Annotated in this window: 28 protein-coding genes and 1 other annotated feature; of the genes, 6 read left to right on the top strand and 22 right to left on the bottom strand. The window is 51.3% G+C overall.

The window, feature by feature from the left end:
• Positions 1–2: 2 nt before the first annotated feature.
• The 18 genes from EVX52_RS14740 to EVX52_RS14660 all read right to left on the bottom strand — a co-directional run bounded on the left by EVX52_RS14740 (position 3) and on the right by EVX52_RS14660 (position 9,186).
• Positions 3–290 carry a phage tail assembly protein gene (locus tag EVX52_RS14740; protein ID WP_015695934.1) on the bottom strand — a complete coding sequence of 96 codons (288 nt, stop codon included), beginning with the start codon at positions 288–290 and terminating at the stop codon, positions 3–5.
• 57 nt (positions 291–347) lie between these two features.
• Entirely contained in the window at positions 348–857 is a 510-nt protein-coding gene (locus EVX52_RS14735; RefSeq protein ID WP_015695935.1) for a phage major tail tube protein, read from the bottom strand.
• A 14-nt stretch (positions 858–871) separates the two neighbouring features.
• Positions 872–2,041, bottom strand: a complete 1,170-nt coding sequence (locus tag EVX52_RS14730) for a phage tail sheath protein (protein ID WP_129991583.1) — start codon at positions 2,039–2,041, stop codon at positions 872–874.
• Positions 2,042–2,209: 168 nt separating this feature from the next.
• Positions 2,210–3,169, bottom strand: coding sequence for a phage tail protein (locus tag EVX52_RS14725; RefSeq protein ID WP_129991582.1), 960 nt, complete (start codon positions 3,167–3,169; stop codon positions 2,210–2,212).
• Complete coding sequence (locus EVX52_RS14720) at positions 3,159–3,773, bottom strand: phage tail protein I (RefSeq protein WP_129991581.1); 615 nt, start codon at positions 3,771–3,773, stop codon at positions 3,159–3,161. Before EVX52_RS14720 ends, EVX52_RS14725 begins: the two co-directional genes overlap by 11 nt.
• The gene (locus EVX52_RS14715; RefSeq protein WP_129991580.1) at positions 3,766–4,674 is read right to left on the bottom strand and encodes a baseplate assembly protein; all 909 of its coding nucleotides are present in this window, start codon (positions 4,672–4,674) and stop codon (positions 3,766–3,768) included. Before EVX52_RS14715 ends, EVX52_RS14720 begins: the two co-directional genes overlap by 8 nt.
• 5 nt (positions 4,675–4,679) lie before the next feature.
• Entirely contained in the window at positions 4,680–5,030 is a 351-nt protein-coding gene (locus tag EVX52_RS14710) for a GPW/gp25 family protein (protein WP_015695940.1), read from the bottom strand.
• On the bottom strand, positions 5,027–5,668 hold the full coding sequence (locus EVX52_RS14705) for a phage baseplate assembly protein V (RefSeq protein ID WP_129991579.1): 642 nt from the start codon (positions 5,666–5,668) through the stop codon (positions 5,027–5,029). The genes EVX52_RS14710 and EVX52_RS14705 overlap by 4 nt, the downstream gene beginning before the upstream one ends.
• 79 nt (positions 5,669–5,747) lie before the next feature.
• Complete coding sequence (locus tag EVX52_RS14700; RefSeq protein WP_129991578.1) at positions 5,748–6,209, bottom strand: phage tail protein; 462 nt, start codon at positions 6,207–6,209, stop codon at positions 5,748–5,750.
• Positions 6,172–6,414, bottom strand: coding sequence for an Rz1-like lysis system protein LysC (gene lysC / locus EVX52_RS25585; RefSeq protein ID WP_240783477.1), 243 nt, complete (start codon positions 6,412–6,414; stop codon positions 6,172–6,174). Before lysC ends, EVX52_RS14700 begins: the two co-directional genes overlap by 38 nt.
• The gene (gene lysB / locus EVX52_RS14695; protein ID WP_129991577.1) at positions 6,305–6,730 is read right to left on the bottom strand and encodes an Rz-like lysis system protein LysB; all 426 of its coding nucleotides are present in this window, start codon (positions 6,728–6,730) and stop codon (positions 6,305–6,307) included. The genes lysC and lysB overlap by 110 nt, the downstream gene beginning before the upstream one ends.
• Entirely contained in the window at positions 6,731–7,240 is a 510-nt protein-coding gene (locus EVX52_RS14690) for a lysozyme (RefSeq protein ID WP_129991576.1), read from the bottom strand.
• Positions 7,221–7,442: an HP1 family phage holin gene (locus EVX52_RS14685; protein ID WP_015695945.1), complete on the bottom strand. Its 222-nt coding sequence runs from the start codon at positions 7,440–7,442 to the stop codon at positions 7,221–7,223. The genes EVX52_RS14690 and EVX52_RS14685 overlap by 20 nt, the downstream gene beginning before the upstream one ends.
• On the bottom strand, positions 7,433–7,636 hold the full coding sequence (locus EVX52_RS14680) for a tail protein X (RefSeq protein ID WP_129991575.1): 204 nt from the start codon (positions 7,634–7,636) through the stop codon (positions 7,433–7,435). The genes EVX52_RS14685 and EVX52_RS14680 overlap by 10 nt, the downstream gene beginning before the upstream one ends.
• A gap of 212 nt (positions 7,637–7,848) precedes the next feature.
• A complete protein-coding gene (locus EVX52_RS14675) occupies positions 7,849–8,043 on the bottom strand; it encodes a hypothetical protein (protein WP_129991574.1) in 195 nt (64 codons plus the stop codon).
• Positions 8,044–8,319: 276 nt separating this feature from the next.
• Entirely contained in the window at positions 8,320–8,502 is a 183-nt protein-coding gene (locus tag EVX52_RS25580; protein ID WP_238483569.1) for a hypothetical protein, read from the bottom strand.
• Positions 8,503–8,689: 187 nt separating this feature from the next.
• Positions 8,690–8,911 carry a TraR/DksA C4-type zinc finger protein gene (locus EVX52_RS14665; protein ID WP_129954613.1) on the bottom strand — a complete coding sequence of 74 codons (222 nt, stop codon included), beginning with the start codon at positions 8,909–8,911 and terminating at the stop codon, positions 8,690–8,692.
• Complete coding sequence (locus EVX52_RS14660; RefSeq protein WP_129991573.1) at positions 8,908–9,186, bottom strand: hypothetical protein; 279 nt, start codon at positions 9,184–9,186, stop codon at positions 8,908–8,910. Before EVX52_RS14660 ends, EVX52_RS14665 begins: the two co-directional genes overlap by 4 nt.
• A 132-nt stretch (positions 9,187–9,318) precedes the next feature.
• On the opposite strand from EVX52_RS14660, the gene EVX52_RS14655 reads away from it, so the two are divergent.
• The 3 genes from EVX52_RS14655 to tyrA all read left to right on the top strand — a co-directional run bounded on the left by EVX52_RS14655 (position 9,319) and on the right by tyrA (position 12,404).
• Positions 9,319–9,909, top strand: a complete 591-nt coding sequence (locus EVX52_RS14655; RefSeq protein ID WP_129954615.1) for a helix-turn-helix domain-containing protein — start codon at positions 9,319–9,321, stop codon at positions 9,907–9,909.
• A gap of 290 nt (positions 9,910–10,199) precedes the next feature.
• On the top strand, positions 10,200–11,276 hold the full coding sequence (locus tag EVX52_RS14650; RefSeq protein WP_129954616.1) for a 3-deoxy-7-phosphoheptulonate synthase: 1,077 nt from the start codon (positions 10,200–10,202) through the stop codon (positions 11,274–11,276).
• A 6-nt stretch (positions 11,277–11,282) separates the two neighbouring features.
• Positions 11,283–12,404, top strand: coding sequence for a bifunctional chorismate mutase/prephenate dehydrogenase (gene tyrA / locus EVX52_RS14645; RefSeq protein ID WP_129954617.1), 1,122 nt, complete (start codon positions 11,283–11,285; stop codon positions 12,402–12,404).
• A gap of 60 nt (positions 12,405–12,464) precedes the next feature.
• Here tyrA and pheA read toward each other — a convergent pair whose 3' ends face one another.
• The 4 genes from pheA to bamD all read right to left on the bottom strand — a co-directional run bounded on the left by pheA (position 12,465) and on the right by bamD (position 15,293).
• On the bottom strand, positions 12,465–13,619 hold the full coding sequence (pheA, locus tag EVX52_RS14640) for a bifunctional chorismate mutase/prephenate dehydratase (protein WP_129954618.1): 1,155 nt from the start codon (positions 13,617–13,619) through the stop codon (positions 12,465–12,467).
• A 53-nt stretch (positions 13,620–13,672) separates the two neighbouring features.
• Positions 13,673–13,797 (bottom strand) — a sequence feature (Phe leader region).
• Positions 13,749–13,796, bottom strand: a complete 48-nt coding sequence (locus EVX52_RS25765; protein WP_370278350.1) for a hypothetical protein — start codon at positions 13,794–13,796, stop codon at positions 13,749–13,751. It overlaps the preceding feature by 48 nt.
• 134 nt (positions 13,798–13,931) lie before the next feature.
• Positions 13,932–14,276, bottom strand: a complete 345-nt coding sequence (gene raiA / locus EVX52_RS14635; protein ID WP_129954619.1) for a ribosome-associated translation inhibitor RaiA — start codon at positions 14,274–14,276, stop codon at positions 13,932–13,934.
• Positions 14,277–14,558: 282 nt separating this feature from the next.
• On the bottom strand, positions 14,559–15,293 hold the full coding sequence (gene bamD, locus EVX52_RS14630; RefSeq protein WP_013574066.1) for an outer membrane protein assembly factor BamD: 735 nt from the start codon (positions 15,291–15,293) through the stop codon (positions 14,559–14,561).
• Positions 15,294–15,423: 130 nt separating this feature from the next.
• Here bamD and rluD point away from each other — a divergent pair, with 130 nt between their 5' ends.
• The 3 genes from rluD (at position 15,424) to clpB (ending at position 19,842) form a co-directional block, all read left to right on the top strand.
• Positions 15,424–16,401 (top strand): 23S rRNA pseudouridine(1911/1915/1917) synthase RluD, encoded by a 978-nt coding sequence (gene rluD, locus EVX52_RS14620; protein ID WP_129954620.1) that lies wholly within the window; start codon positions 15,424–15,426, stop codon positions 16,399–16,401.
• Positions 16,401–17,138 (top strand): purine nucleoside phosphorylase YfiH, encoded by a 738-nt coding sequence (yfiH, locus tag EVX52_RS14615; protein ID WP_129991572.1) that lies wholly within the window; start codon positions 16,401–16,403, stop codon positions 17,136–17,138. Before rluD ends, yfiH begins: the two co-directional genes overlap by 1 nt.
• 130 nt (positions 17,139–17,268) lie before the next feature.
• On the top strand, positions 17,269–19,842 hold the full coding sequence (gene clpB, locus EVX52_RS14610; protein ID WP_129954622.1) for an ATP-dependent chaperone ClpB: 2,574 nt from the start codon (positions 17,269–17,271) through the stop codon (positions 19,840–19,842).
• Positions 19,843–20,282 lie beyond the last annotated feature (440 nt).

The raw sequence follows: 20,282 nt of genomic DNA, 5'->3' as shown, positions 1-20,282 counted from the left end.
GCTTACACCACCGGTTTCGGCGATAAAAAACCAATCACCTTGCCTGCCAGCGCGATCAGATCGGGAAGCTCCAGGCGTGAGCACTCTTCTTTGGTCAGGTTCGGATAAGTGATGCGCGGCAAAATAGTGATCAGAGCATCCACATCGGCGTTTGCCAGCGCCGCGAGGCCGATGCCCCGCAGGCTGCCCGCTGTCGGTTTAGTCACCTGAATTTCAGTGATTTCCATTTCACCGCGTTTTAGCGGAACATCTAAAATCACGGTGTTGTCGTTGATGTCAGTAAGATTCATACGTTTCCTGCTTAATCGGAGATGAAGCTGGCAATAGCTGCCAGCTTGGGGAAGAGATTACAAGCCGAGTGCGGTGCGATGTTCCGCCAGACGGTCAACGCCGTTGACGATTTCCACCATATTGACGGTGTCGATCTCGATCAGTTCTTTACCGTCGATAGTGAGTTTGAAGTACGTACACTGGGTGGTGACTTTGGTCTCAGTGTCTTCACCTTGTTTGTACTCGCCGAAATCAAACTCTTTGTGGCGGCCGCGCATCATCACTTCAACTGCCGACACATCGCCGGTGTCGTCACGTTGCAATGAACCGGCAAAACGCAGCGGAATGTCTGATGTGCTGCCCCATTGCTGCAGAACCAGCTCATCCAGACCGCCGATGGACCATTCCAGTGTCAGCGCGTCGTCATCCAGCCCGAAGTCCACCGCAACCGAACCGCTCATGCCGCCGCCGCGATAGTTTTGCAGTTTGCGGGTGAGTTTCGGCAGTGTCAGCGAAGAGACCAGACCGAGGTAGCTGTTCCCGTCATTAAACAGGTTCAGGTATTTCAATTTCTTTGGAAGTGCCATGAGTCTTTGTCTCCTTAGCTGTTAATGGACGCGGCAAAGTTCACCAGATAAGAGTCGGTGATTCGCTGGCGCAGGGTCAGATCTTCCAGTGGAGGAACCGGGGTGTAGTCGTAATCGATGTAGAGTTTGCCAGCTTTCAGCGTTTCCGCTGTATTCGCGGTTTCGTCGTACCAGCAGTCACCGTCAATGATGTAACCCGCTGATTTCATTTCACGCATTTTGGCTTTGATGCCGTCGATCATGTCGCGAACCAGCGTCGGGGTCATCGGCTTATCGACCGCCCACATGTGTGCTTCCGCCATGGTATCAGCCAGAATTTGCGCGGTGCGGGTGTAGTTTTCAAACAGGAACATCGTGTCATCGCTACAGGTACGGTTGCCCCAGAAGCGGAAACCGTCTTTGCGCACCAGCGTCGTCACACAGGCTTCGTTCAGTAAATCGGCATCGGTGCCGGTGGCCTGCAAATCCCAGAAGACACTGGCGGACAGACCGGTAACACCATTGACGCCGACGTTTGACAGGGTTTTATGCCAGCCTGTTTCCTGGTCGATTTTGGCGCGTAAGCCCAGAGCACGAGCGGTGGCATAAGCGATATCGGACTGGCTGGTGGCGGTATTCCAGTTAATAAAGTCCGGCCAGATCAGCATCAGTTCGCGCTGACTGAAGTTTTCACGGTATTTAATCGCATCTGAAATCGTTTTTGCGCCATATACGCCGACATAACCAAAGGCACGCAGCTGCTGGCAAACACCCGCCAGTGCGGTTGCCACGGCCTGATTATCGAGACCTGGAACACCGAGAATGCGTGGTTTAACGCCAAGCTCAGCCTGAGCAGAAAGCAGTGCTTTCATGCCGGTGTAACGGCCATTGGCATCAGAACCGCCGATAATATTGCTGGTAGTCTCAGCCTCATCTTCGCCCGTGGCAACACGCACCACGACGGTGACCGGTTTACACTGGTCAGCAATCGCCAGAAGCGCTGCGCGCAACGTCCCGCTGGTGCCTGCTTTACCGCTGGCTGCCAGAACATCAGTGATCAGAACCGGAGTATTCAAAGGGAAAATGGTCGCATCCGCATCTTCTGCGGTACAAACCATGCCGATAATTGCTGTGGAAACGGTGGAAATAATGCGGGTGCCGTCGTTGATTTCGACGACACGTACGCCGTGATGATAATCAGCCATCAGGGTGACTCTCTCTGTTGTGGGGGTGAAGCAAGGATGCCGGTTCTCAACAGAAAGCGCATTTCATTAGGGGCGTGAGGGGAATGGCACAACAGAGGGAGGAACAAAAAAGAGATAATGATAATTATCCCTTTGAGAAATTAGGAATTTTAGGCGTATTGCTAAGGGTCAGACGGCCCGGACAATATAATTAAAAGCGATATTGCGAGGACGGGTTTCATTGCCACCAGTAGATGATGTTGGGACTGGTGGGGCATAATCATAACCCTTATAACTGTTATTTGATAAGTGCCCAGGGACCTCATATGTCCCTGAATTCAATTCGGAACTATCTGATGTCGGCGCGTTATGTGTATGAGCAATAATAGAATGATCTTGGGAGCTACAGATCAATCGCCCTGTATCAACTCCCCTTCCATCATCCCAGCCACGAATAAACTCCCCGCGTAAGTCAGGTAATAAGCCAGATGGATAGGCTAATGCCAGTTTAGGATATTTTGCCTTATCAAATGCCGCGCCATTACATTTCAACCATCCTGCTGGTGGCGTTGCTGTCGGCCAGGGAAGGGGAATGCCAACAGGCAGATCGTATTGTGGATGTGGATTCACAGCCGCCACATGCTTCGCCATCAGATCATCCGCATACGCCTTAACCTCAATGACTTTATCATCGACATATTTGCGTGTTGCCAGTACCACTGACGGGTCAATTTTCAGCGTTACCGCGTCCGTGCTGTTTACCACTAAAATCATACGAACCGTCTGCGTCCGGCCGCTGCCTTCCTGTAATTGGGGTTTATAGGTTTCAGGGCAGTTGGCGATAGCAATCAGCGTATTGTCCTGATCAAATAAGCCAATTTCTCGGATCCAGAATCCGCCCTGATCTTCAGGAATGATCTGTTCGGCGATAATCTGATTAGTATTCGCCGGATCAACGCTAAGTGCGTTGAGTGAGGCACGACGCTTTTCGCCAATCAATTTTGTTTGCGCCGGATCGGGCGTTGGCAAAATACCGCCGCCATCACCGACCGCCATTTGGGTCAGGCTCAGTTGGGTACCCAGCGCCGTAGCATTGGCCAGTTTTGCTGCCCCCAGATTGGTCAGCAACGCATAATATTTAGCTGTCATAGTTCACTCTCAGGTTGTCGATTAAATGAATGGCTGAACCGGTAAACGCGGATCCGGATGCGGTAATGGTTTCGGGGAAATAGGGATAAACTGTGAGTTCTTCGCCGTCGTAAGTGGCTGCCGCAATATAAAAATCTCCTGTCACGTCCAGATTGATGGAGAGGCCAATCAGATGGCGGCTACAGGGTTTGGCATCGGTGATCAGTCGTTCGAGTTCCTGATACATTTCTTCCGTAATGCCTGTTTCAAGAACACCCACATCAAGCCGGAATGTGCCGGGCGCATCGTGGGTCTGCCACCATTCGGTGACGCGGATTAAATATCCGAGCGGTTCAACGACCCGCCGCAAAGCCCCGATAGTGCCCTTATGTTTATGAACGAACCAGGCCGCGCGAACTGCGGAGCGTTTCGCTGGTTCCGTCCAGTTTTCATCCCAGCGGTCTACCGAAAATGCCCAGGCAAGATAGGGTAGTAATTCCAGCGGACAGAAATCAGGATCCCAGAGTTCACGAAGAGGAACGCTGAGATTACCGATTTGCGATAACGCCTGTGCGGCCGCGACTTCAAGTTGTGTGGAACCGGAAGGTAAAAGACGGTCACTCATCCGAGCCTCCCACTGTCAGTGAGTAACCGGTACAGAGTGACGCCTGAGTTTTATCAAGCACGATATCCGCCAGCGGCGATGACAACTCGACCCGCTGAATGCCTTCAACATGCAAAGCGGCATAGATGGCAGAAAGCCGGATATCGCGGCCTAGCCGACTTTGCGTATTGATATACGTTTTTAACTGCGCTTCTGATGCCGCCCGGACAGGCTCAATTTCAGGTGTGGGTAAGACATACAGCACGGCATCAATCTGATAAGGCACAATATCTGCCGCCTGCACAGTGACGCGGTCGGCGACAGGCCGGACATCTTCATCGTTCAGTGCCTTCTCCACGGCAACGAGCAAATCAGCGGAGGCAACGCCATCGTTGTCACGTGACAAAATGGTGACTGTCACTTCTGCGGGAGACAGGCTGATGGCCGATGCATCCGCGATGCGTCCGTCTGCCGAGCGCGCATGATATTCGTAAGCGCCTGTCGGCCCTGCCACGCTCAGCCCTTCGAATGCCTGAGGAATACGCATACGTAAATCGCTATCGGCTTCTAAAACGGCGGCTGTTGGTGGGATTGTATTGATATCCGCAGGCTGTAGAACCAGGCGCTGAACGTTGAAATTCGCCGCCAGCTGATCCAAATCACTGCCCGTCGCATAGGCAACCATCACCGCGCGGGCGGCTTCGTTAACACGCTGGCGCAGGATCAGTTCTCGGTACGCGTTTTCCTGCAACAGTTTGACCAGTGGCTCGGATTCCAGCGTCAGCGTGCGGCTGATGGCCTCCTGCTGATCGGCGGGATAGAGCGAAATCAGCGTTGTTTTACGTGCTTTAAGCAGGCTTTCATAATCCAGTTCTTCGACCACATCAGGGGGCGGTAACTGGCTCAAATCGATCGTTGCCATAAGTATCAGCTCACAGGAATATTCAGGGAAAAATCCGTTGCCGTGTCGGTACGGCTTCCGGTCAGTTCCACCACCATCTTGCCGTCGTAACCGGTGTCGAAAGTGATGGCATTGAGTGAAATGCGGGGTTCCCACTGCAACAATGCGGTGTAGCAAATTGCCATCATCTGCAGTCGCAGGGCGCCGTTTTGCGGCTGGTCGATCAACTCTGAAAGCAGCGAACCGTAAGTGCGGCGCATCACTCTCGAGCCCACCGGCGTATTCAATATGTCGCTGACGGACTGGCGGATATGGTCGAGATCCTCAATGGCGATACCGCTGTTTCTGTTCATTCCCAGATATTTTGGATTGCTCATTGCGGGCCTCCTGTCTGACCGCTGCCTGTCTGTACACCGCTGTGCCGGTGGGTATGCACAACAATGCCGTTGGATGTCAGGTTGCCGCCGCTGTGGGTTAAGTTGCCGGTCAGCGTGCCGCCTTGTTTCACTTCGAGTGAACCTGTCGTCAGTTTGCGGGTGCACACCACTTCCGGCGTATCCAGCGTGATGCGGGTGCTGGCGGTACAGCGGATTTCGGGTGCGGTAACGTCCACTTTCTGCGTCGCATTGATCACGGCGGTTTTGATGCCGGTGACCTTCAGTGCACTGGTTTCCGGTTCGTACTCAAAAATGGCACCGTCCGGAAAGGCCAGATGAAGGGCGTCCGCCGAGGATGAAGGTGCGGGCGAGGCATCGGAGAAAACCGCCGGCAAAACGAATGCCGTATTGAGTTCGCCACCCATCGAGAGCAGTAAGACCTGTTCACCGACGGAGGGTGCCCACCAGCTACACGTGCGTCCGGCACGGTGCGTCATCCACGGCAACCAGGCCGTCACATTGCTGCCTGTGGCAACGCGGCAGCGGGCGTTGGCAAGATCCAGTTCTGAGACCTTGCCGATGCGCACCATATTGCCAATCAGCCGCATCATGTCGTTGAGTTGAAGAGTTGTGTTCATGAGATAAAGGATGCCGTTTCAGAGGGTTGGGCGACAACCTGTGGCCGTCCGACAGTGGATGGCACAACGAGGCGTTGAGTTACACGGTCCAGCTGCTGATCAGTTCGCCGTTGAGATAAACCTGACGCGGCAGCGCCACGTTTTCCGGCAGCGGGGGCTCCGGCAGATGAGTGATCGTGCGCACCTCATCCTTGTCACTTACCTGGACGCGTTCCGTCAGTTGCAGCGTCAGAACGAGGCTTCGTTCCTGATGAGTGAAGGTAAAATCATTCAGCCGGTGCAGGGCGTTGCCCAAAACTTCAGGCTGACTGACCTGTAGCCAGTCGAGAACGGTAACGACGGCCAGATCAACCAGCGTTTCGCTCAGCGTATCGTCAGTGATCGTCATCGTCAGCGGATAGCGGTACTCAAAAGAAAGCGACGGTGCGGATGTGGCCACCACGTTGCCCGGCCCGGTGGCGATCACCAGTTTTTCAGGTGCGGCCGCAAGCAGGGGAATTCGTTCAATGAGCCGTTGTTGCAACTGAATCGGTTTTTGCATGTTGTGCCTCCTGACACTGTTTGATGGCTTCAATTTGTAAGCCGCAATCCATCAGCGCGGACTCCAGCTGAAGAATGTCGGCACTCAGGTCCTGGTTAGTGGCGGGATGACTGGCCGGTATCGGGCAGGAACTCACTGCCGGACAGCCAACGTAAATAATCGCTGGCGGAGCTGAAGGCGGGGCGCTGGTGCAGCCGGCTAATATCAGCAGGCAACCCGTTGTCAGCCCACTGACGGGTTTGCGAATTTTCATAGAGGCTCCTCAGCCTTTGTTGTTCACGGGCTTGCATCACCTGTTGAGCGGCGCTCAGGTTTTTGCGTAATGACAGTTCCGCCTGTTCACGCTGACGCATTTGTTGGTTTAACAGGATGATCAACTGCTCCCGTTGATGTAACTGTGTGCTCAGGGCGTCACGTTGCTGACGGCTCTTATCGAGGTCGTGCTGTAATGAGCGGTTGGAAAGTATCAACATGGCAACCAGCAAAGTCATTGCGGCCAGAACGGCCAGAAATATGCGCATTCATATCCCTTTCAGGCAGAGGGCACGTTCGGCGTTTCGCCTGCGTTCCAGACCCCGGTTGCGTTCGCCATTGACGAAAACCCACCGTGGCAGCTGATCACAGGCTTGTCGCCATTGCCATTTGTTGATGAAAAACGCCAGTGTTGATCTACACGCGGCACCGGTACCGACGTTAAAACTGAAGGACACCACAGCATCAAAAACCGGTTGAGGCATCGTGACCGGCATGCATTTTTTGATGGCACGCTCGGTTTGCTGAATATCGGCCAGCAGGTTTTCAGCGGCCTGATGTTCAGTTATTTCCCGTGCCGGTTTAACGCCTGCCGTATGGCCAATACCGCTGGTCCATGCCCCGGCGCTGCACTGATAGGGTTGCAGCTGACAGCCTTCAAAGTCGGTGATCAGCCGCAATCCTTCTTCCGACACCTGCAATGACAGGTAGCCCGGCAATGCCGCCATCAGCCCTAACACGACGGCAACGCTGCAGCGTTTAAGAGTTGAGGTTTTCATAGTCGTCTTTGCTCAGGCTTTTACGTGCCAGCAACTGGTAGCTTTTGCGCCGGTAGTACCAGTTGATCAAAAACGTGCCGACACCCACTGCTGAGCCGATCAGAAAGGCAACATCTTGCGAGGTCAGACTGGCAAGCCAGGTCAGCGAGGTGGCTATAAAATAGGCACAGCCTGAACTGATGCGTTCTGTATTCAGTCCCATAATTTGAGAACCTCCTGTACGGGTTGTTCTGCTATGTCTGGCATATCGACGGCTGTGCCATGGGGTAATAACGGGCCTAAATCCGCGATGCCAGTATTGGCGGCATACACTTTTTCGACGACGGACGCCGTGCGGTTGTAATAGCGCCAGCATAGGGAATCGAGGGTATCGCCCTGTTGTGCATAAATTTTCATGGGTTTTTCTCCGCAAGTGAATGAAATCGTCAGGGGGTGAGTTCAGTCTGCGTAATAGCACGCCGGGAGACAATCTGAGAGGGGTGTGAAACGGCTGGCACAACAGATAAGCAGGCAGTGAAGACAGGGAGAGGGCGGGGCGCTTACTCCGGAGGGAAACCGGTCGGGCAAGCGCCAGCAATGTTGATGACTACCGCTGCGGAGTCTGGCAATCAGTGGGTGTCGTCAGCGCTCCCGTTGCAATACACAGCGTCCTGATTTTCGTCAGTCAGCGCCTGGCTGGCCAGCTCTGAGATCAGTGACATCACGACCAGAAATTCTTTTGGATTGCATTGCGCCGTCTGCGAAATGTCTGCGATCAATTGTATCCTGGACAACGTTAGCTGTTGTTTAGTCAGGTTTTCCATTTTCTCCCCTCGCCAGATACTGTGTTTATATACAGTATTCTTTAATTGATGTAATACGTCAACAGTCAGGGTATTTCAAAATTTATAATTCATTGAATTTATGCATGAATTTTTATTGGCGTGGTTTTTGTATCAATTCAGACCGTCATCATTAGGTCGGGAGGCGGTTAAACGTTTCTTCTTCCATGAGTAGCTTTTGCGAGATTTGACGATTCAGATTGTTTCTCGCGTTGACCTGTTTAATACGCGGCCACAAGCGTTGTGTGAAAACTGTCATCAGGAAATGAAACGCAGCGCGACCCCTTTTGTTTCCAGCAAAAAGGTATATCGCTGATATAAAAGTGTTCGCAGGCAACGGGGCAGCGTTGCCAGCTGAGAAAGCGCTGTTTGCTGGCGCTGACAAAAATCACGAGTCAGGGGCTTTTCCAGCGGACTGCTGAGCGCCGCGCGGGGGGGCATTCCACCACCAGCCGCCCGGGAAACCTTGCCCGGCTCTCCGGTTAAGCGCGGGCGGCGGTAAAGCAAGTGTTCTGTCTGTGATATTATCTGTCATACTGGCTTTTCCAAAAATGAAATATGGGAAGCCTTCCGGAAATAATATTATTCCCAGTGAGTTGATTAATTTGAATGGTGTTAATTCAGCTGTTTATACTGGCCGGTAATTCTTTCTTTTGAGTTCTTCAATTTCCTGACATTCAATACATCGCTGTACACCTGAGATGATGTTCCTGCGTTGTTCCGGGATGGAAGCTTCGCAATCCACACAGAACAAGGCCGACGGTTCAGGCTGTGTGCGGGTTGCCTTTGATATTTGCGCTTCAAGTACTCTCAGTTGGTATTCCTGTGATTCATCTATCCAGTCGGTCATGAATAAAGTTCTCCTGTAAATATCGTCATGAAATGGTGAAGGGATAATAAAGCCTGAGTAATTTTCAATTGCTCTTCGTCACTTAATTGTGAATAGGTCAGAAAAGTATGATGTTGTTTAAAGCCAGCATGAAAACATAATGTGGTTTTCCATTTTTCAGGGGCCTGATCAAAAATAACCTCAACCCGACTTTTATTCCGGGGGAAATAGGTTTCTTTCAGATGAGCGATATGGCGCAGGCCAGCCTGGCGCTGCTGCTCCGTTCCTAAAAACATCGCATCTCCTTATTTCTCCACGACGCCGTAAATTTGGTATCATGGTCGTCTGTCGGTACATTACATAATCAATCTAAGCTTGCATTTGCGAGTTGTCAAGATGATATTTACAGATTCAGGAGTTTTCGCCAGATGCAATTAGATGAACTTGAAGGTGGAAAAGCTGTTCTGACGCGTATGCTTCAGGCTTACGGCTTTAGCATGCAGAAGGAACTGGGGGATCTGTATGGATTGTCATCTGGCACGATAAGTACTTGGGTAAGAAGGGATTATTTCCCCGGTGATGTTGTCGTCGCCTGTGCGCTGGATACCGGTGTCTCGTTGCGCTGGCTGGCAACGGGCAAAGGTACGATGCAAGATGCCAATGCTTCAGCTGCCGGGGTATCAGGTGAAATCCACCAGCTTAAAAAATTAAGATTGCGTGGCGGCACGCTTGAGGAAGAAGGCCTCTGGGCTGTTGACCCGTCACTGCTGGACGATTCGCTGGCACAGCCTGCGTATATAGTGAAGGGCAACCATTCGTGGATTATCGATCTGGGCAGTACGCATCCCGGCAATGGCCGCTGGCTGCTGGATATCGATGGTGACCTGGATGTTTACGATGTGGCCCGCATTCCAGGTAACCGCCTGAAGGTGAGCCGTCAGGAAAGTCATTTCGAATGCGGTGTTGATGAAGTGACTGCTTTAGGGCAGGTGTTTATTACTCTGGATCGTAACCTGTAGATTTCTCTTCCTCAGCAACATCTGCGTTGCTGAGGCTATTCCCAATCTCGTCCTCACTCCTCCTCTCTTAATGATTACGGCCTCTGCGGATAAATCGTATGTAATAATTACGGTACAGTCATTTCGATCCTGACGCCCTTTATGTAAATAAAACTTTCCATAAAATGTCTTATTGCCGTCAATTGGTAATTTTATGTTTACAAGTAAGGCTTGCTAAGTTTACGCGCTGTGTTAATGTTGTCCGCAGATGCCGCCGTGGCAACCCCTTTTCCTTATAACGGAACACGATCATGCAAAAAGATGCCCTGAATAATGTTCACATCACTGCTGAACAAATCCTTATCACTCCTGAAGAGCTGAAAAACCGTTTTCCTTTGAGTGTCAGTGATGAAAACAGTATTTCCGAAGCTCGTAAAACCATCGCGGATATCGTCCATGGTCGTGATCCTCGTCTTCTGGTGGTATGTGGCCCGTGTTCGATTCATGATGTTGATGCAGCGCTGGATTACGCACGTCACCTGAAAACCCTGGCGGCGGAACTGAGTGATCGTTTGTACATCGTCATGCGCGTGTACTTTGAAAAACCGCGCACGACTGTTGGCTGGAAAGGGTTGATTAACGATCCGCACATGGATGGGACGTTTGATGTGGAAGCGGGTCTGCACATTGCCCGTGATTTACTGCTGCAACTGGTCGGCATGGGGTTGCCGCTGGCGACAGAAGCGCTGGATCCCAACAGCCCGCAATACTTAGGCGATCTGTTCAGCTGGTCAGCGATCGGTGCGCGTACCACAGAATCGCAAACACACCGGGAAATGGCGTCTGGTTTGTCAATGCCGGTGGGCTTCAAGAATGGGACTGACGGCAGCCTGGGCACAGCGATCAATGCGATGCGTGCGGCAGAAATGGCGCACCGCTTTGTGGGGATCAATCAGGCTGGTCAGGTTTGTTTGCTGCAGACTCAGGGCAACCCGGACGGACATGTTATTTTACGCGGCGGCAAAACGCCAAACTACAGCGAACTTGATGTGCAGGCTTGTGAAAAACAGATGGCCGATGCGGGACTCCGTCCTTCCTTGATGATAGATTGCAGTCACGGTAACTCAAACAAAGACTATCGTCGCCAGCCTGTTGTGGCTCAGTCCGTCATCGACCAGATTAAAGCCGGCAACCGTTCTATCACGGGGCTGATGCTGGAAAGTCATCTGAATGAAGGCAGCCAGTCTTCTGAACAACCGCGTTCAGAAATGAAATACGGTGTGTCTGTCACGGATGCCTGCATTAACTGGGAAACGACGGAAAGCCTGCTGCGCAGGATGCATCAGGAACTGGGCGACGCGCTGGCGACACGAATCGCAGGAGAGTAAGTTTTTATGGTGGCAGAACTTAACGCGTTGCGCGATCAGATCGATGACGTAGATAAAGCGTTGTTAGATCTCTTATCACGGCGTCTGGCGCTGGTGGCAGAAGTCGGGGAAGTCAAAAGCCGTTATGGTTTGCCGATTTATGTGCCTGAACGGGAAGCGGCAATGCTGGCTTCACGCCGTCAGGAAGCGCAGAACCTCGGTGTTCCGCCCGATCTGATTGAAGATGTATTGCGCCGCGTGATGCGTGAGTCCTACTCAAGCGAAAACGACAAAGGCTTCAAAACGCTGCATCCGGCACTGCGCCCGGTGGTGATTATCGGCGGAAACGGGCAGATGGGGCGTTTATTCACCCGTCTTCTGGAGCTTTCCGGCTATCAGGTAAAGGTGCTGGAACAGGAAGACTGGCCGCAGGCAGAGACGCTGCTGGCTGATGCCGGTATGGTGATTGTCAGTGTACCCATCCACCTGACCGAAGAGGTCATTGCCCGACTGCCTAAACTACCTGAAGATTGCATTTTGGTGGATCTGGCGTCGGTGAAAAACCGTCCGTTGCAGGCGATGCTGGCGGTGCATGAAGGGCCGGTTCTTGGTTTGCATCCGATGTTTGGTCCGGACGTCAGCAGCCTGGCAAAACAGGTGGTGGTGTACTGTGACGGCCGCGAACCTCAGGCCTATCAGTGGTTGCTGGAGCAGTTGCAGGTCTGGGGCGCGCGGTTGCATAAAATCAGCGCCGTCGAACATGACCAGAACATGGCTTTTATTCAGGCGCTGCGCCATTTCGCGACCTTTGCGTACGGCATGCATTTATCAGAAGAGAATGTGCAAATCGAACAGTTACTGGCATTGTCTTCACCGATTTATCGTCTCGAACTGGCGATGGTCGGACGGCTATTTGCGCAGGATCCTCAGCTTTACGCTGACATCATTATGTCGTCAGAAAGCAATCTGGCGCTGATCAAACGTTACTATCAGCGTTTTGGTGATGCCCTTGCTCTGCTGGAAAGCGGCGATAAACAAGCATTTATCGATAAATTCAGACAGGTTGAGCACTGGTTTGGCGATTATGCGCCGCGTTTCCTGAAAGAAAGTGGTGCGTTACTGCGCCAGGCAAACGACAATCGCAAGTAATTTCATAAGCAGGTGAACAAAAGGGCGTTGCTTGGTGCAGCGCCCTTTTTGTTTGCGCCATTACAGATCGACGGAGACGACGTTTTCGCTTGGATAACAGCCGAGAACTTTCAGCGAGCGGGTGATAGGTGCCAGATCTTTCAGCGCCTTTTTCATCTCTTCTGAACGCAGGTTCGCCTGCACATCGATATAAAACATCTCTTCCCACGGATTGCCGTTAATCGGGCGTGATTCCAGTTTGGTCATGATAATGCCCTGGTCGCGCAACACCAGAAGTGCGTTCACCAGCGCCCCCGCTTGCTGGCCGGTTGCCATAATCAGTGTGGTTTTAGCCGGAACCTGATCCGTCACTTCAATGGCTTTGCGCGCCAGGATAATGAAGCGGGTGATATTTTCCTGCTGATTCGCCAGATTATGTTCCAGTACCTGCAACTTATACAACGCACCACCGGCTTCGCTGCCCAGTGCGGCCACGTGGGGAGAACTGGCTGCCGCCACTTTTTCCATCGCTGCTGCAGTACTTTCACAATATTCAATTTTCCAGTGAGGGAAGCGGTTAATGAACTGGCTGCATTGCTGGAAGGGTTGCGGATGGCTATAGACCGTCTGAATCTGCGACAAATCAGTGTCAGTCGCGACCAGTACACAATGGTTAATAGGATTAGTCAGTTCACCTACAATTGACAAGCTGGTGTGTTGCAGCAGATCGTAAACGTCATTGATTGAGCCTGAACTGGTATTTTCAATCGGTAATACTGCGTAATCGGCCTGACCGGTTTCTACCTGAGAGAAGATGTCCTGAAATTTCTGGCAACCACATTCGATGAACTGGTCGAAATGACGGGCGGCAAACTGACGCGCGGCGAGATGAGAATATGAACCTTTCGGACCGAGGAAAGCGATGCGTGCTGAGTCAGAAGGGGTTTTGTTCAAATGTTGCTGCAGGAGCGCCTGCTGCGTGAGAACGGAATCTTCAATGATCAGCTGATAAACACGGGTGATGTAATGCCCGTCAAGTCCCTGCTTTTTTCCTTCCTGAATCAGTGTGTTAATCAGGTCTGCTTCACGTTCTTTATCGCGGATAGGGCGGTGAGAGTGCATTTTGGATTGCGCGACTTCAATTGCCATCGTACGTCGTTCCGCCAGCAGAGCCAGCAGTTTCAGGTCTAATGCGCTGATACGTTCACGCAGTGCCAGTAATGAGTTCTCGGTCATGTTGTTACCCTTTTAAATGTTCTTTCTTTCAGCAAAATGTGTAAAACGCAGGCATAAAAAAAGCCCCCTTTTCAGGAGGCTTTATTGTTCGTCTTCGCATTCATTCTTTCGCGACGAAACGCCTCCCAATCAGGGGAAGGTAAAAAAGAATGCGAAGAAAAACAGACGGGTATACATGTATGCCTTGTTTCCATGAGTTTGAGCAGAGTCTTAAAGTAACCGCAGGCTTTTCCTTGTGTCAATAACATTTCCTTCAGGCACAAAAAACGCGCTCCTCGGAGCGCGTTGTTACTGACATGTCGGATAACCCGGTTATTCCTCTTCTTCCTGCACCGGTTCCAGATTGAGTTCTTTGACGCCGGATTCTGCACGGCGAGCCTCACCCTTATGCTGCGCTTTGTTGAGTTGTCGCTCAAGTTTGGTCGTCATTTCGTTAATCGCAGCGTACATATCATCGTGCGTGGCGCTGGCAACCAGTTTCCCGTTTGGGGTACTGATGGTCGCATCGGCGACAAATCCCTGAGGTTCTTTAGACAGGATTATGTGCGGGTTAATGAGCTGAGTTTGCCATTTATCCAGTTTTTTCAGACGGCCTTCGATGTGTTCACGAATCGCGGTGGTGATGTCCATTTGTTTACTGGTAATGTTGACTGTCATATAACTTACCTCTCTTCTTTCCGTCTCCGATGAATCCAACATACCAGCCTTTTTTACGAAATGCGTCCCCAAACTCACGGTTTTTTGTCACTTTTTGTCAACTTTGGCGTTTATGTGATACAGGGTAATTAATGGCCGGAAAGACCTTGAGACTTCATTCAGGAGCAGGCATGATTGATAGGATCAGTGCGTTATTCTTTCCTGTTTTTCTGCGTTTCCCCCTAGAAAAAAGCCAAAAAAAAACGGCAGCCTCAGCTACCGTTTGTCTACGGACATGTAAAATTACGCTGCACTGTTAGCCGCAATAATTTTCGCGACTTTATCAGCCTGAGTGTTCAGCTGCAGTTCGCGGTAGGCGTTTTCCATCAACGGCAGCGCATCATGCGTTGCTTTAGTATCCGGATAATCTTTCAGCATTTGCTCTACACGGTTAACGACAGCGACGTAAGCACCGCGTTTAGTGTAGTATTGCACCACTGACAGCTCGTACTTCGCCAAACGATCTTTCAGGAATACCAAACGTTTAGTCGCGTCAGTGGCGTACTGGCTGTTTGGATACGTGTGGATCAGCTGGCTGAAATCACGGAATGCTGCACGTGCATGCTGTGGATCACGGTCTGAACGATCAACACCGAAAAATCCTTGCAGTGCACTGTCATCCAACGCCATATCCGTTAAACCACGCATATACATGACGTAGTCAATATTCGGATGTGTTGGGTTCAGACGCATAAAGCGATCAATAGAAGCCTGAGCCATAGGCAAGTCAGCAGACTTGTAATAGGCATAAATCAGATCTAACTGAACTTGCTGCGAGTAAGGCCCAAACGGATAGCGGTTATCGAGCGCTTCTAATTGCGCAATAGCGCCTTTAAAGTTACCGTCCTGCAGCTTTTGCTGGGCAGTAGCATAAAGGACGTTAGGCGGGTTATCGGGAACCGTTTCTTTGGAACTGGAGCAACCGACCAGCGCCAGGCTCAACGTGGCTGCTGCCACCAGATATTTCACACGCGTCATGACGTTTTGATTATCCTCAGGTGTTATTCTGGGAGACTGTCCGTTAAGCTCCCGACAAAGACCAGCTACAATAGCACATTATTTTAAACGGCATCGCCGTGAAAACCCAACGTTAACCAAGAAGCTGCATATGGCACAACAAGTACAACTCACCGCAACGGTGGCCGAATCTCAACTCGGTCAACGGTTAGATCAGGCTTTGGCCGAATTGTTCCCTGATTATTCAAGATCTCGTATAAAAGATTGGATCCTTGAAGACAGGGTCACGGTCAATGGCAAAAAAGTGACCAAACCAAAAGAAAAAGTGTTGGGTGGCGAGGCTATCGCAATCGATGCGCAAATTGAAGAAGAAGCGCGTTGGCTGCCACAAGATATCGCTTTAGATATCGTGTATGAAGATACTGATATTTTAGTCATCAATAAACCTCGCGATCTGGTTGTTCATCCGGGCGCAGGAAATCCTGATGGCACAGTACTGAATGCGTTGCTGCATTATTACCCGGCAATTATTGATGTGCCGCGCTGCGGCATTGTGCACCGCCTGGATAAAGATACTACCGGCCTGATGGTGGTCGCGAAGTCTGTGCCCGCACAAACGCATCTGGTGACTGCACTTCAGGCTCGCGAAATTACCCGCGAATATGAAGCCGTGGCGATTGGTACAATGACGGCAGGCGGCACAGTGAATGAGCCGATTGCGCGCCATTCCACCAAACGTACACATATGGCGGTCCATCCGACAGGTAAACCGGCGACGACACACTATCGCATTATGGAGCATTTCCGTGCTCATACGCGTCTGCGCTTGCGTCTGGAGTCCGGACGTACCCACCAGATCCGTGTGCATATGGCGCACATTAACCATCCTCTGTTAGGCGATCAGCTTTATGGCGGCCGCCCGAGACTGCCTAAAGGTGCCTCGGAATCGTTTATTAATATGTTGCGCGGATTCGATCGTCAGGCTCTTCACGCTACCATGCTGCGCCTTTATCATCCGGTCACCGGTATTCAGATGGAATGGCATGCGCCACTTCCCCAGGATATGGTTGACCTGATCAGTGCGCTTAAAGCAGATACCGAAGAGTTCAAGGATCAGATGAACTGGTAATGTGCGCACTTATCAAGCCTCAGTGGCCGCAACCGGCAACGGTGCGGTCATGTGCGACGACCCGGGAGGGCGGTGTCAGTTTGCCTCCTTACGGGGCGCTTAATCTTGGCGATCATGTCGGAGACTCCCCTGAACATGTCGCTTTGAACCGTCAGCGTATAGTCGAACTCGGCGGGCTGCCAGCTTCACCACATTGGCTGGAGCAGGTTCATGGTACCGACGTTGTTCGTTTAACGGCGCATATTCCCCGCAGTCCTTCTTTAATTGCTGATGCGGCTTATACCCGCGAACCAGGTGTTGTTTGCGCAGCAATGACAGCTGACTGCTTGCCGGTGCTGTTCTGCAGCATGAACGGTGATGAAGTGGCAGCAGCCCATGCCGGTTGGCGTGGTTTGTGTGCGGGGATATTAGAAAATACGGTAGCCTGTTTTGACGCCGCTTCCAAAGACATCATGGCATGGATGGGACCGGCAATCGGCCCTTCGCATTTTGAGGTCGGTGGAGAAGTACGCGAAGCCTTTATGGCTGTGAACGGTGCGACATCTGCGGCTTTTAGACCCGTTGGCGCGAAATTTATGGCTGACATTTACCTGCTCGCACGGCTGCGCTTACAGTCGGCTGGCATCACAGCTATCTACGGCGGCGAACATTGCACAGTCACTGACAGCCGTAAATTTTACTCTTACCGGCGCGACGGCGTAACCGGACGGCTGGCAAGTTTAATTTGGCTGATATAACCTATCGAATCAAGACGATCCATCGCGCATAACAGCAGTCCTCTGAATATACTGCCAAGATAACCTTGAAAACGTGAGGGTTGACCTCATTTAATCTCCAGTAGCAATTTTGTTCAGTATTGGAGGTGTTATGCGTCTGGATCGTCTTACCAGCAAATTCCAGCTTGCCCTCGCGGATGCCCAGTCACTCGCGCTCGGGCGCGACAATCAATTTATCGAACCTGTTCACCTGATGAGCGCATTACTCACTCAGGAGGGCGGAACCGTGCGTCCTTTATTAACGGCGGCCGGGGTAGATACCCAGAAACTGCGCACGGACGTTGATCAGGCTTTGGGGCGTTTGCCGCAAGTTGAAGGTACCGGCGGCGATGTTCAACCATCCCATGAGCTGGTACGTGTTTTAAATCTTTGTGACAAATTGGCACAACAACGTGCCGATACCTTTATCTCTTCAGAACTGTTTGTTCTGGCCGTGATGAAAGACCGTGGCTCTTTAACGGATATGTTAAAAGCCTGCGGTGCCACGGCCGATAAAATGACAGCTGCCATCGATCAAATGCGTGGGGGTGAGAAAGTGGATGATCAGAATGCCGAAGATCAACGTCAGGCATTGAAAAAATTCACTATCGATCTGACCGAACGTGCCGAGCAGGGCAAACTGGATCCGGTCATTGGTCGTGATGAAGAAATTCGCCGGACCATTCAGGTTCTGCAACGTCGTACTAAAAATAACCCGGTACTGATTGGTGAGCCTGGTGTCGGTAAAACCGCGATTGCAGAAGGGCTGGCACAACGCATCATTAATGGTGAAGTGCCGGAAGGTCTGAAAAATAAACGTGTGCTTTCATTAGATATGGGCGCGCTGGTGGCCGGTGCTAAATATCGCGGGGAATTTGAAGAACGACTGAAAGGTGTTCTGAGCGATCTCGCTAAACAGGAAGGTAATGTCATTCTGTTTATCGATGAGTTGCACACCATGGTTGGTGCCGGTAAAGCCGATGGCGCAATGGATGCCGGGAATATGCTTAAACCGGCGTTGGCGCGGGGTGAACTTCACTGTGTGGGCGCGACGACATTAAATGAGTATCGTCAGTTTATCGAAAAAGATGCGGCGTTAGAGCGTCGGTTCCAGAAAGTGTTTGTTGCTGAGCCTTCTGTCGAAGATACCATTGCTATTTTGCGTGGTCTGAAAGAACGCTATGAGCTGCACCACCATGTGCAGATTACTGACCCGGCCATCGTTGCGGCGGCGACATTGTCGCACCGTTACATTTCCGACCGTCAGTTACCGGATAAAGCGATTGACCTTATAGATGAAGCGGCATCCAGCATTCGTATGCAAATGGATTCCAAACCTGAATCTCTGGACCGTCTGGATCGCCGTATTATCCAGCTCAAACTGGAACAGCAGGCGCTGAAAAAAGAGTCTGATGATGCCAGTGTGAAACGTCTGGAAATGCTGGAAGCCGAACTGAGCCAGAAAGAGCGTGAATATTCTGAGCTGGAAGAAGAGTGGAAAGCTGAGAAAGCGTCACTGACCGGCACCCAGAATATTAAAGCCGAGCTGGAGCAGGCGAAGATTACGCTTGAGCAGGCCCGGCGTGTTGGCGACCTGGGACGTATGTCAGAATTGCAGTACGGGAAAATTCCTGAGCTTGAAAAACAACTGGCTGCAGCGACCCAGGCGGAAGGTAAGACCATGAAACTGCTGCGCAACCGCGTGACAGATGTGGAAATTGCCGATGTGCTGGCGCGCTGGACCGGCATTCCGGTGGCGCGGATGCTTGAAAGTGAACGTGAAAAACTGTTGCGTATGGAAGAAGAGCTGCATAACCGTGTGATCGGCCAGAATGAAGCGGTGGAAGCGGTATCAAATGCGATTCGTCGTAGTCGCGCAGGGCTGTCAGATCCAAACCGCCCGATCGGGTCATTCTTGTTCCTGGGGCCGACGGGTGTAGGTAAAACCGAGCTGTGTAAGGCGCTGGCAACATTCCTGTTTAACAGTGATGACGCGATGGTTCGCATCGATATGTCGGAGTTTATGGAGAAACACTCAGTTTCACGTCTGGTCGGTGCGCCTCCGGGTTATGTCGGTTATGAGGAAGGCGGCTACCTGACAGAAGCGGTTCGTCGCCGTCCTTACTCTGTCATTTTATTAGATGAAGTAGAGAAGGCGCACCCGGATGTGTTCAACATCTTATTACAGGTGTTAGATGACGGTCGCTTAACGGACGGGCAGGGCAGAACGGTCGATTTCCGTAATACGGTAGTCATTATGACCTCTAACCTGGGCTCTGACATTATTCAGCAGCACTTTGGCGAGGCGAGCTATGCGCAGATGAAAGAATCGGTCATGGAAGTGGTTACACACAGCTTCCGTCCGGAATTCATCAACCGTATAGATGAAGTCGTTGTGTTCCATCCGCTGGGCCATGCGCATATTAAAAATATCGCGAAGATTCAGTTGGAGCGTTTGTATAAACGTCTGGAAGAACATGGCTACTCGGCAACGCTGACCGATGCGGCGCTTGAATTGCTGGGTAATACCGGATTTGACCCGGTTTATGGTGCGCGTCCATTGAAGCGTGCTATCCAGCAAGAGATTGAGAACCCGCTGGCTCAGCAAATCTTGTCCGGCAAGCTGATCCCAGGTAAGCCAATTACTGTCGATGTGGAAAATGATCACATCATCGCAAGACAGTAAATAGATAAGTCGCGGTCTTAAACGGGCTCCGGAGCAATCCGGGGCCCCTTTTTTATACATTTCTTGTTCGTTATTAATTCGTTTGATGGATTTATGAACATTTGATAAAAAAAGTGAAATTAGCCCTTGCGGCCTGCTGAGAACTCCCTATAATGCCGCTCCATCGACAGGGAACAACGTGAACAACATCACGAAGTAACCGGGTCGGAAAGATTAAAAACAGCGGCAACCGGATGAAATAAACGGTTGACACTGAATGAGGAAGGCGTAATATACGCCACCTCGAGTTAGCAAGCGAAAGCGCGTAACTCACTGCTCTTTAACAATTTATCAGACAATCTGTGTGGGCACTCACAAGACGATATCAGCCACCTCGGTGGCAAAAAATATCAAGTCTTAGAGTGACCAAGCAGTAATTCATTTAGTTGAATTATTACGAA

This window comes from Rahnella sp. CFA14(1/10) (assembly GCF_004195095.1).
Classification (GTDB): Bacteria; Pseudomonadota; Gammaproteobacteria; order Enterobacterales; family Enterobacteriaceae; genus Rahnella; species Rahnella perminowiae.
This window is presented reverse-complemented; position numbering and strand designations above follow the sequence as displayed.

Excerpts from the sequence above, each read along its gene's own strand:
- EVX52_RS14685 (WP_015695945.1), bottom strand. The coding sequence starts at position 7,442 with ATGGGACTGAATACAGAACGCATCAGTTCAGGCTGTGCCTATTTTATA.
- EVX52_RS14740 (WP_015695934.1), bottom strand. The coding sequence starts at position 290 with ATGAATCTTACTGACATCAACGACAACACCGTGATTTTAGATGTTCCG.
- EVX52_RS14675 (WP_129991574.1), bottom strand. The coding sequence starts at position 8,043 with ATGGAAAACCTGACTAAACAACAGCTAACGTTGTCCAGGATACAATTG.
- EVX52_RS14700 (WP_129991578.1), bottom strand. The coding sequence starts at position 6,209 with ATGCAAAAACCGATTCAGTTGCAACAACGGCTCATTGAACGAATTCCC.
- EVX52_RS14655 (WP_129954615.1), top strand. The coding sequence starts at position 9,319 with ATGCAATTAGATGAACTTGAAGGTGGAAAAGCTGTTCTGACGCGTATG.
- EVX52_RS14665 (WP_129954613.1), bottom strand. The coding sequence starts at position 8,911 with ATGACCGACTGGATAGATGAATCACAGGAATACCAACTGAGAGTACTT.
- EVX52_RS14660 (WP_129991573.1), bottom strand. The coding sequence starts at position 9,186 with ATGTTTTTAGGAACGGAGCAGCAGCGCCAGGCTGGCCTGCGCCATATC.
- EVX52_RS14715 (WP_129991580.1), bottom strand. The coding sequence starts at position 4,674 with ATGGCAACGATCGATTTGAGCCAGTTACCGCCCCCTGATGTGGTCGAA.
- EVX52_RS14680 (WP_129991575.1), bottom strand. The coding sequence starts at position 7,636 with ATGAAAATTTATGCACAACAGGGCGATACCCTCGATTCCCTATGCTGG.
- EVX52_RS25580 (WP_238483569.1), bottom strand. The coding sequence starts at position 8,502 with ATGCCCCCCCGCGCGGCGCTCAGCAGTCCGCTGGAAAAGCCCCTGACT.
- EVX52_RS14735 (WP_015695935.1), bottom strand. The coding sequence starts at position 857 with ATGGCACTTCCAAAGAAATTGAAATACCTGAACCTGTTTAATGACGGG.
- yfiH (WP_129991572.1), top strand. The coding sequence starts at position 16,401 with ATGTGCGCACTTATCAAGCCTCAGTGGCCGCAACCGGCAACGGTGCGG.
- EVX52_RS14730 (WP_129991583.1), bottom strand. The coding sequence starts at position 2,041 with ATGGCTGATTATCATCACGGCGTACGTGTCGTCGAAATCAACGACGGC.
- EVX52_RS14650 (WP_129954616.1), top strand. The coding sequence starts at position 10,200 with ATGCAAAAAGATGCCCTGAATAATGTTCACATCACTGCTGAACAAATC.
- EVX52_RS14710 (WP_015695940.1), bottom strand. The coding sequence starts at position 5,030 with ATGAGCAATCCAAAATATCTGGGAATGAACAGAAACAGCGGTATCGCC.
- EVX52_RS14725 (WP_129991582.1), bottom strand. The coding sequence starts at position 3,169 with ATGACAGCTAAATATTATGCGTTGCTGACCAATCTGGGGGCAGCAAAA.
- lysB (WP_129991577.1), bottom strand. The coding sequence starts at position 6,730 with ATGCGCATATTTCTGGCCGTTCTGGCCGCAATGACTTTGCTGGTTGCC.
- pheA (WP_129954618.1), bottom strand. The coding sequence starts at position 13,619 with ATGACCGAGAACTCATTACTGGCACTGCGTGAACGTATCAGCGCATTA.
- EVX52_RS14690 (WP_129991576.1), bottom strand. The coding sequence starts at position 7,240 with ATGAAAACCTCAACTCTTAAACGCTGCAGCGTTGCCGTCGTGTTAGGG.
- clpB (WP_129954622.1), top strand. The coding sequence starts at position 17,269 with ATGCGTCTGGATCGTCTTACCAGCAAATTCCAGCTTGCCCTCGCGGAT.
- tyrA (WP_129954617.1), top strand. The coding sequence starts at position 11,283 with ATGGTGGCAGAACTTAACGCGTTGCGCGATCAGATCGATGACGTAGAT.
- EVX52_RS14705 (WP_129991579.1), bottom strand. The coding sequence starts at position 5,668 with ATGAACACAACTCTTCAACTCAACGACATGATGCGGCTGATTGGCAAT.
- bamD (WP_013574066.1), bottom strand. The coding sequence starts at position 15,293 with ATGACGCGTGTGAAATATCTGGTGGCAGCAGCCACGTTGAGCCTGGCG.
- rluD (WP_129954620.1), top strand. The coding sequence starts at position 15,424 with ATGGCACAACAAGTACAACTCACCGCAACGGTGGCCGAATCTCAACTC.
- EVX52_RS14720 (WP_129991581.1), bottom strand. The coding sequence starts at position 3,773 with ATGAGTGACCGTCTTTTACCTTCCGGTTCCACACAACTTGAAGTCGCG.
- raiA (WP_129954619.1), bottom strand. The coding sequence starts at position 14,276 with ATGACAGTCAACATTACCAGTAAACAAATGGACATCACCACCGCGATT.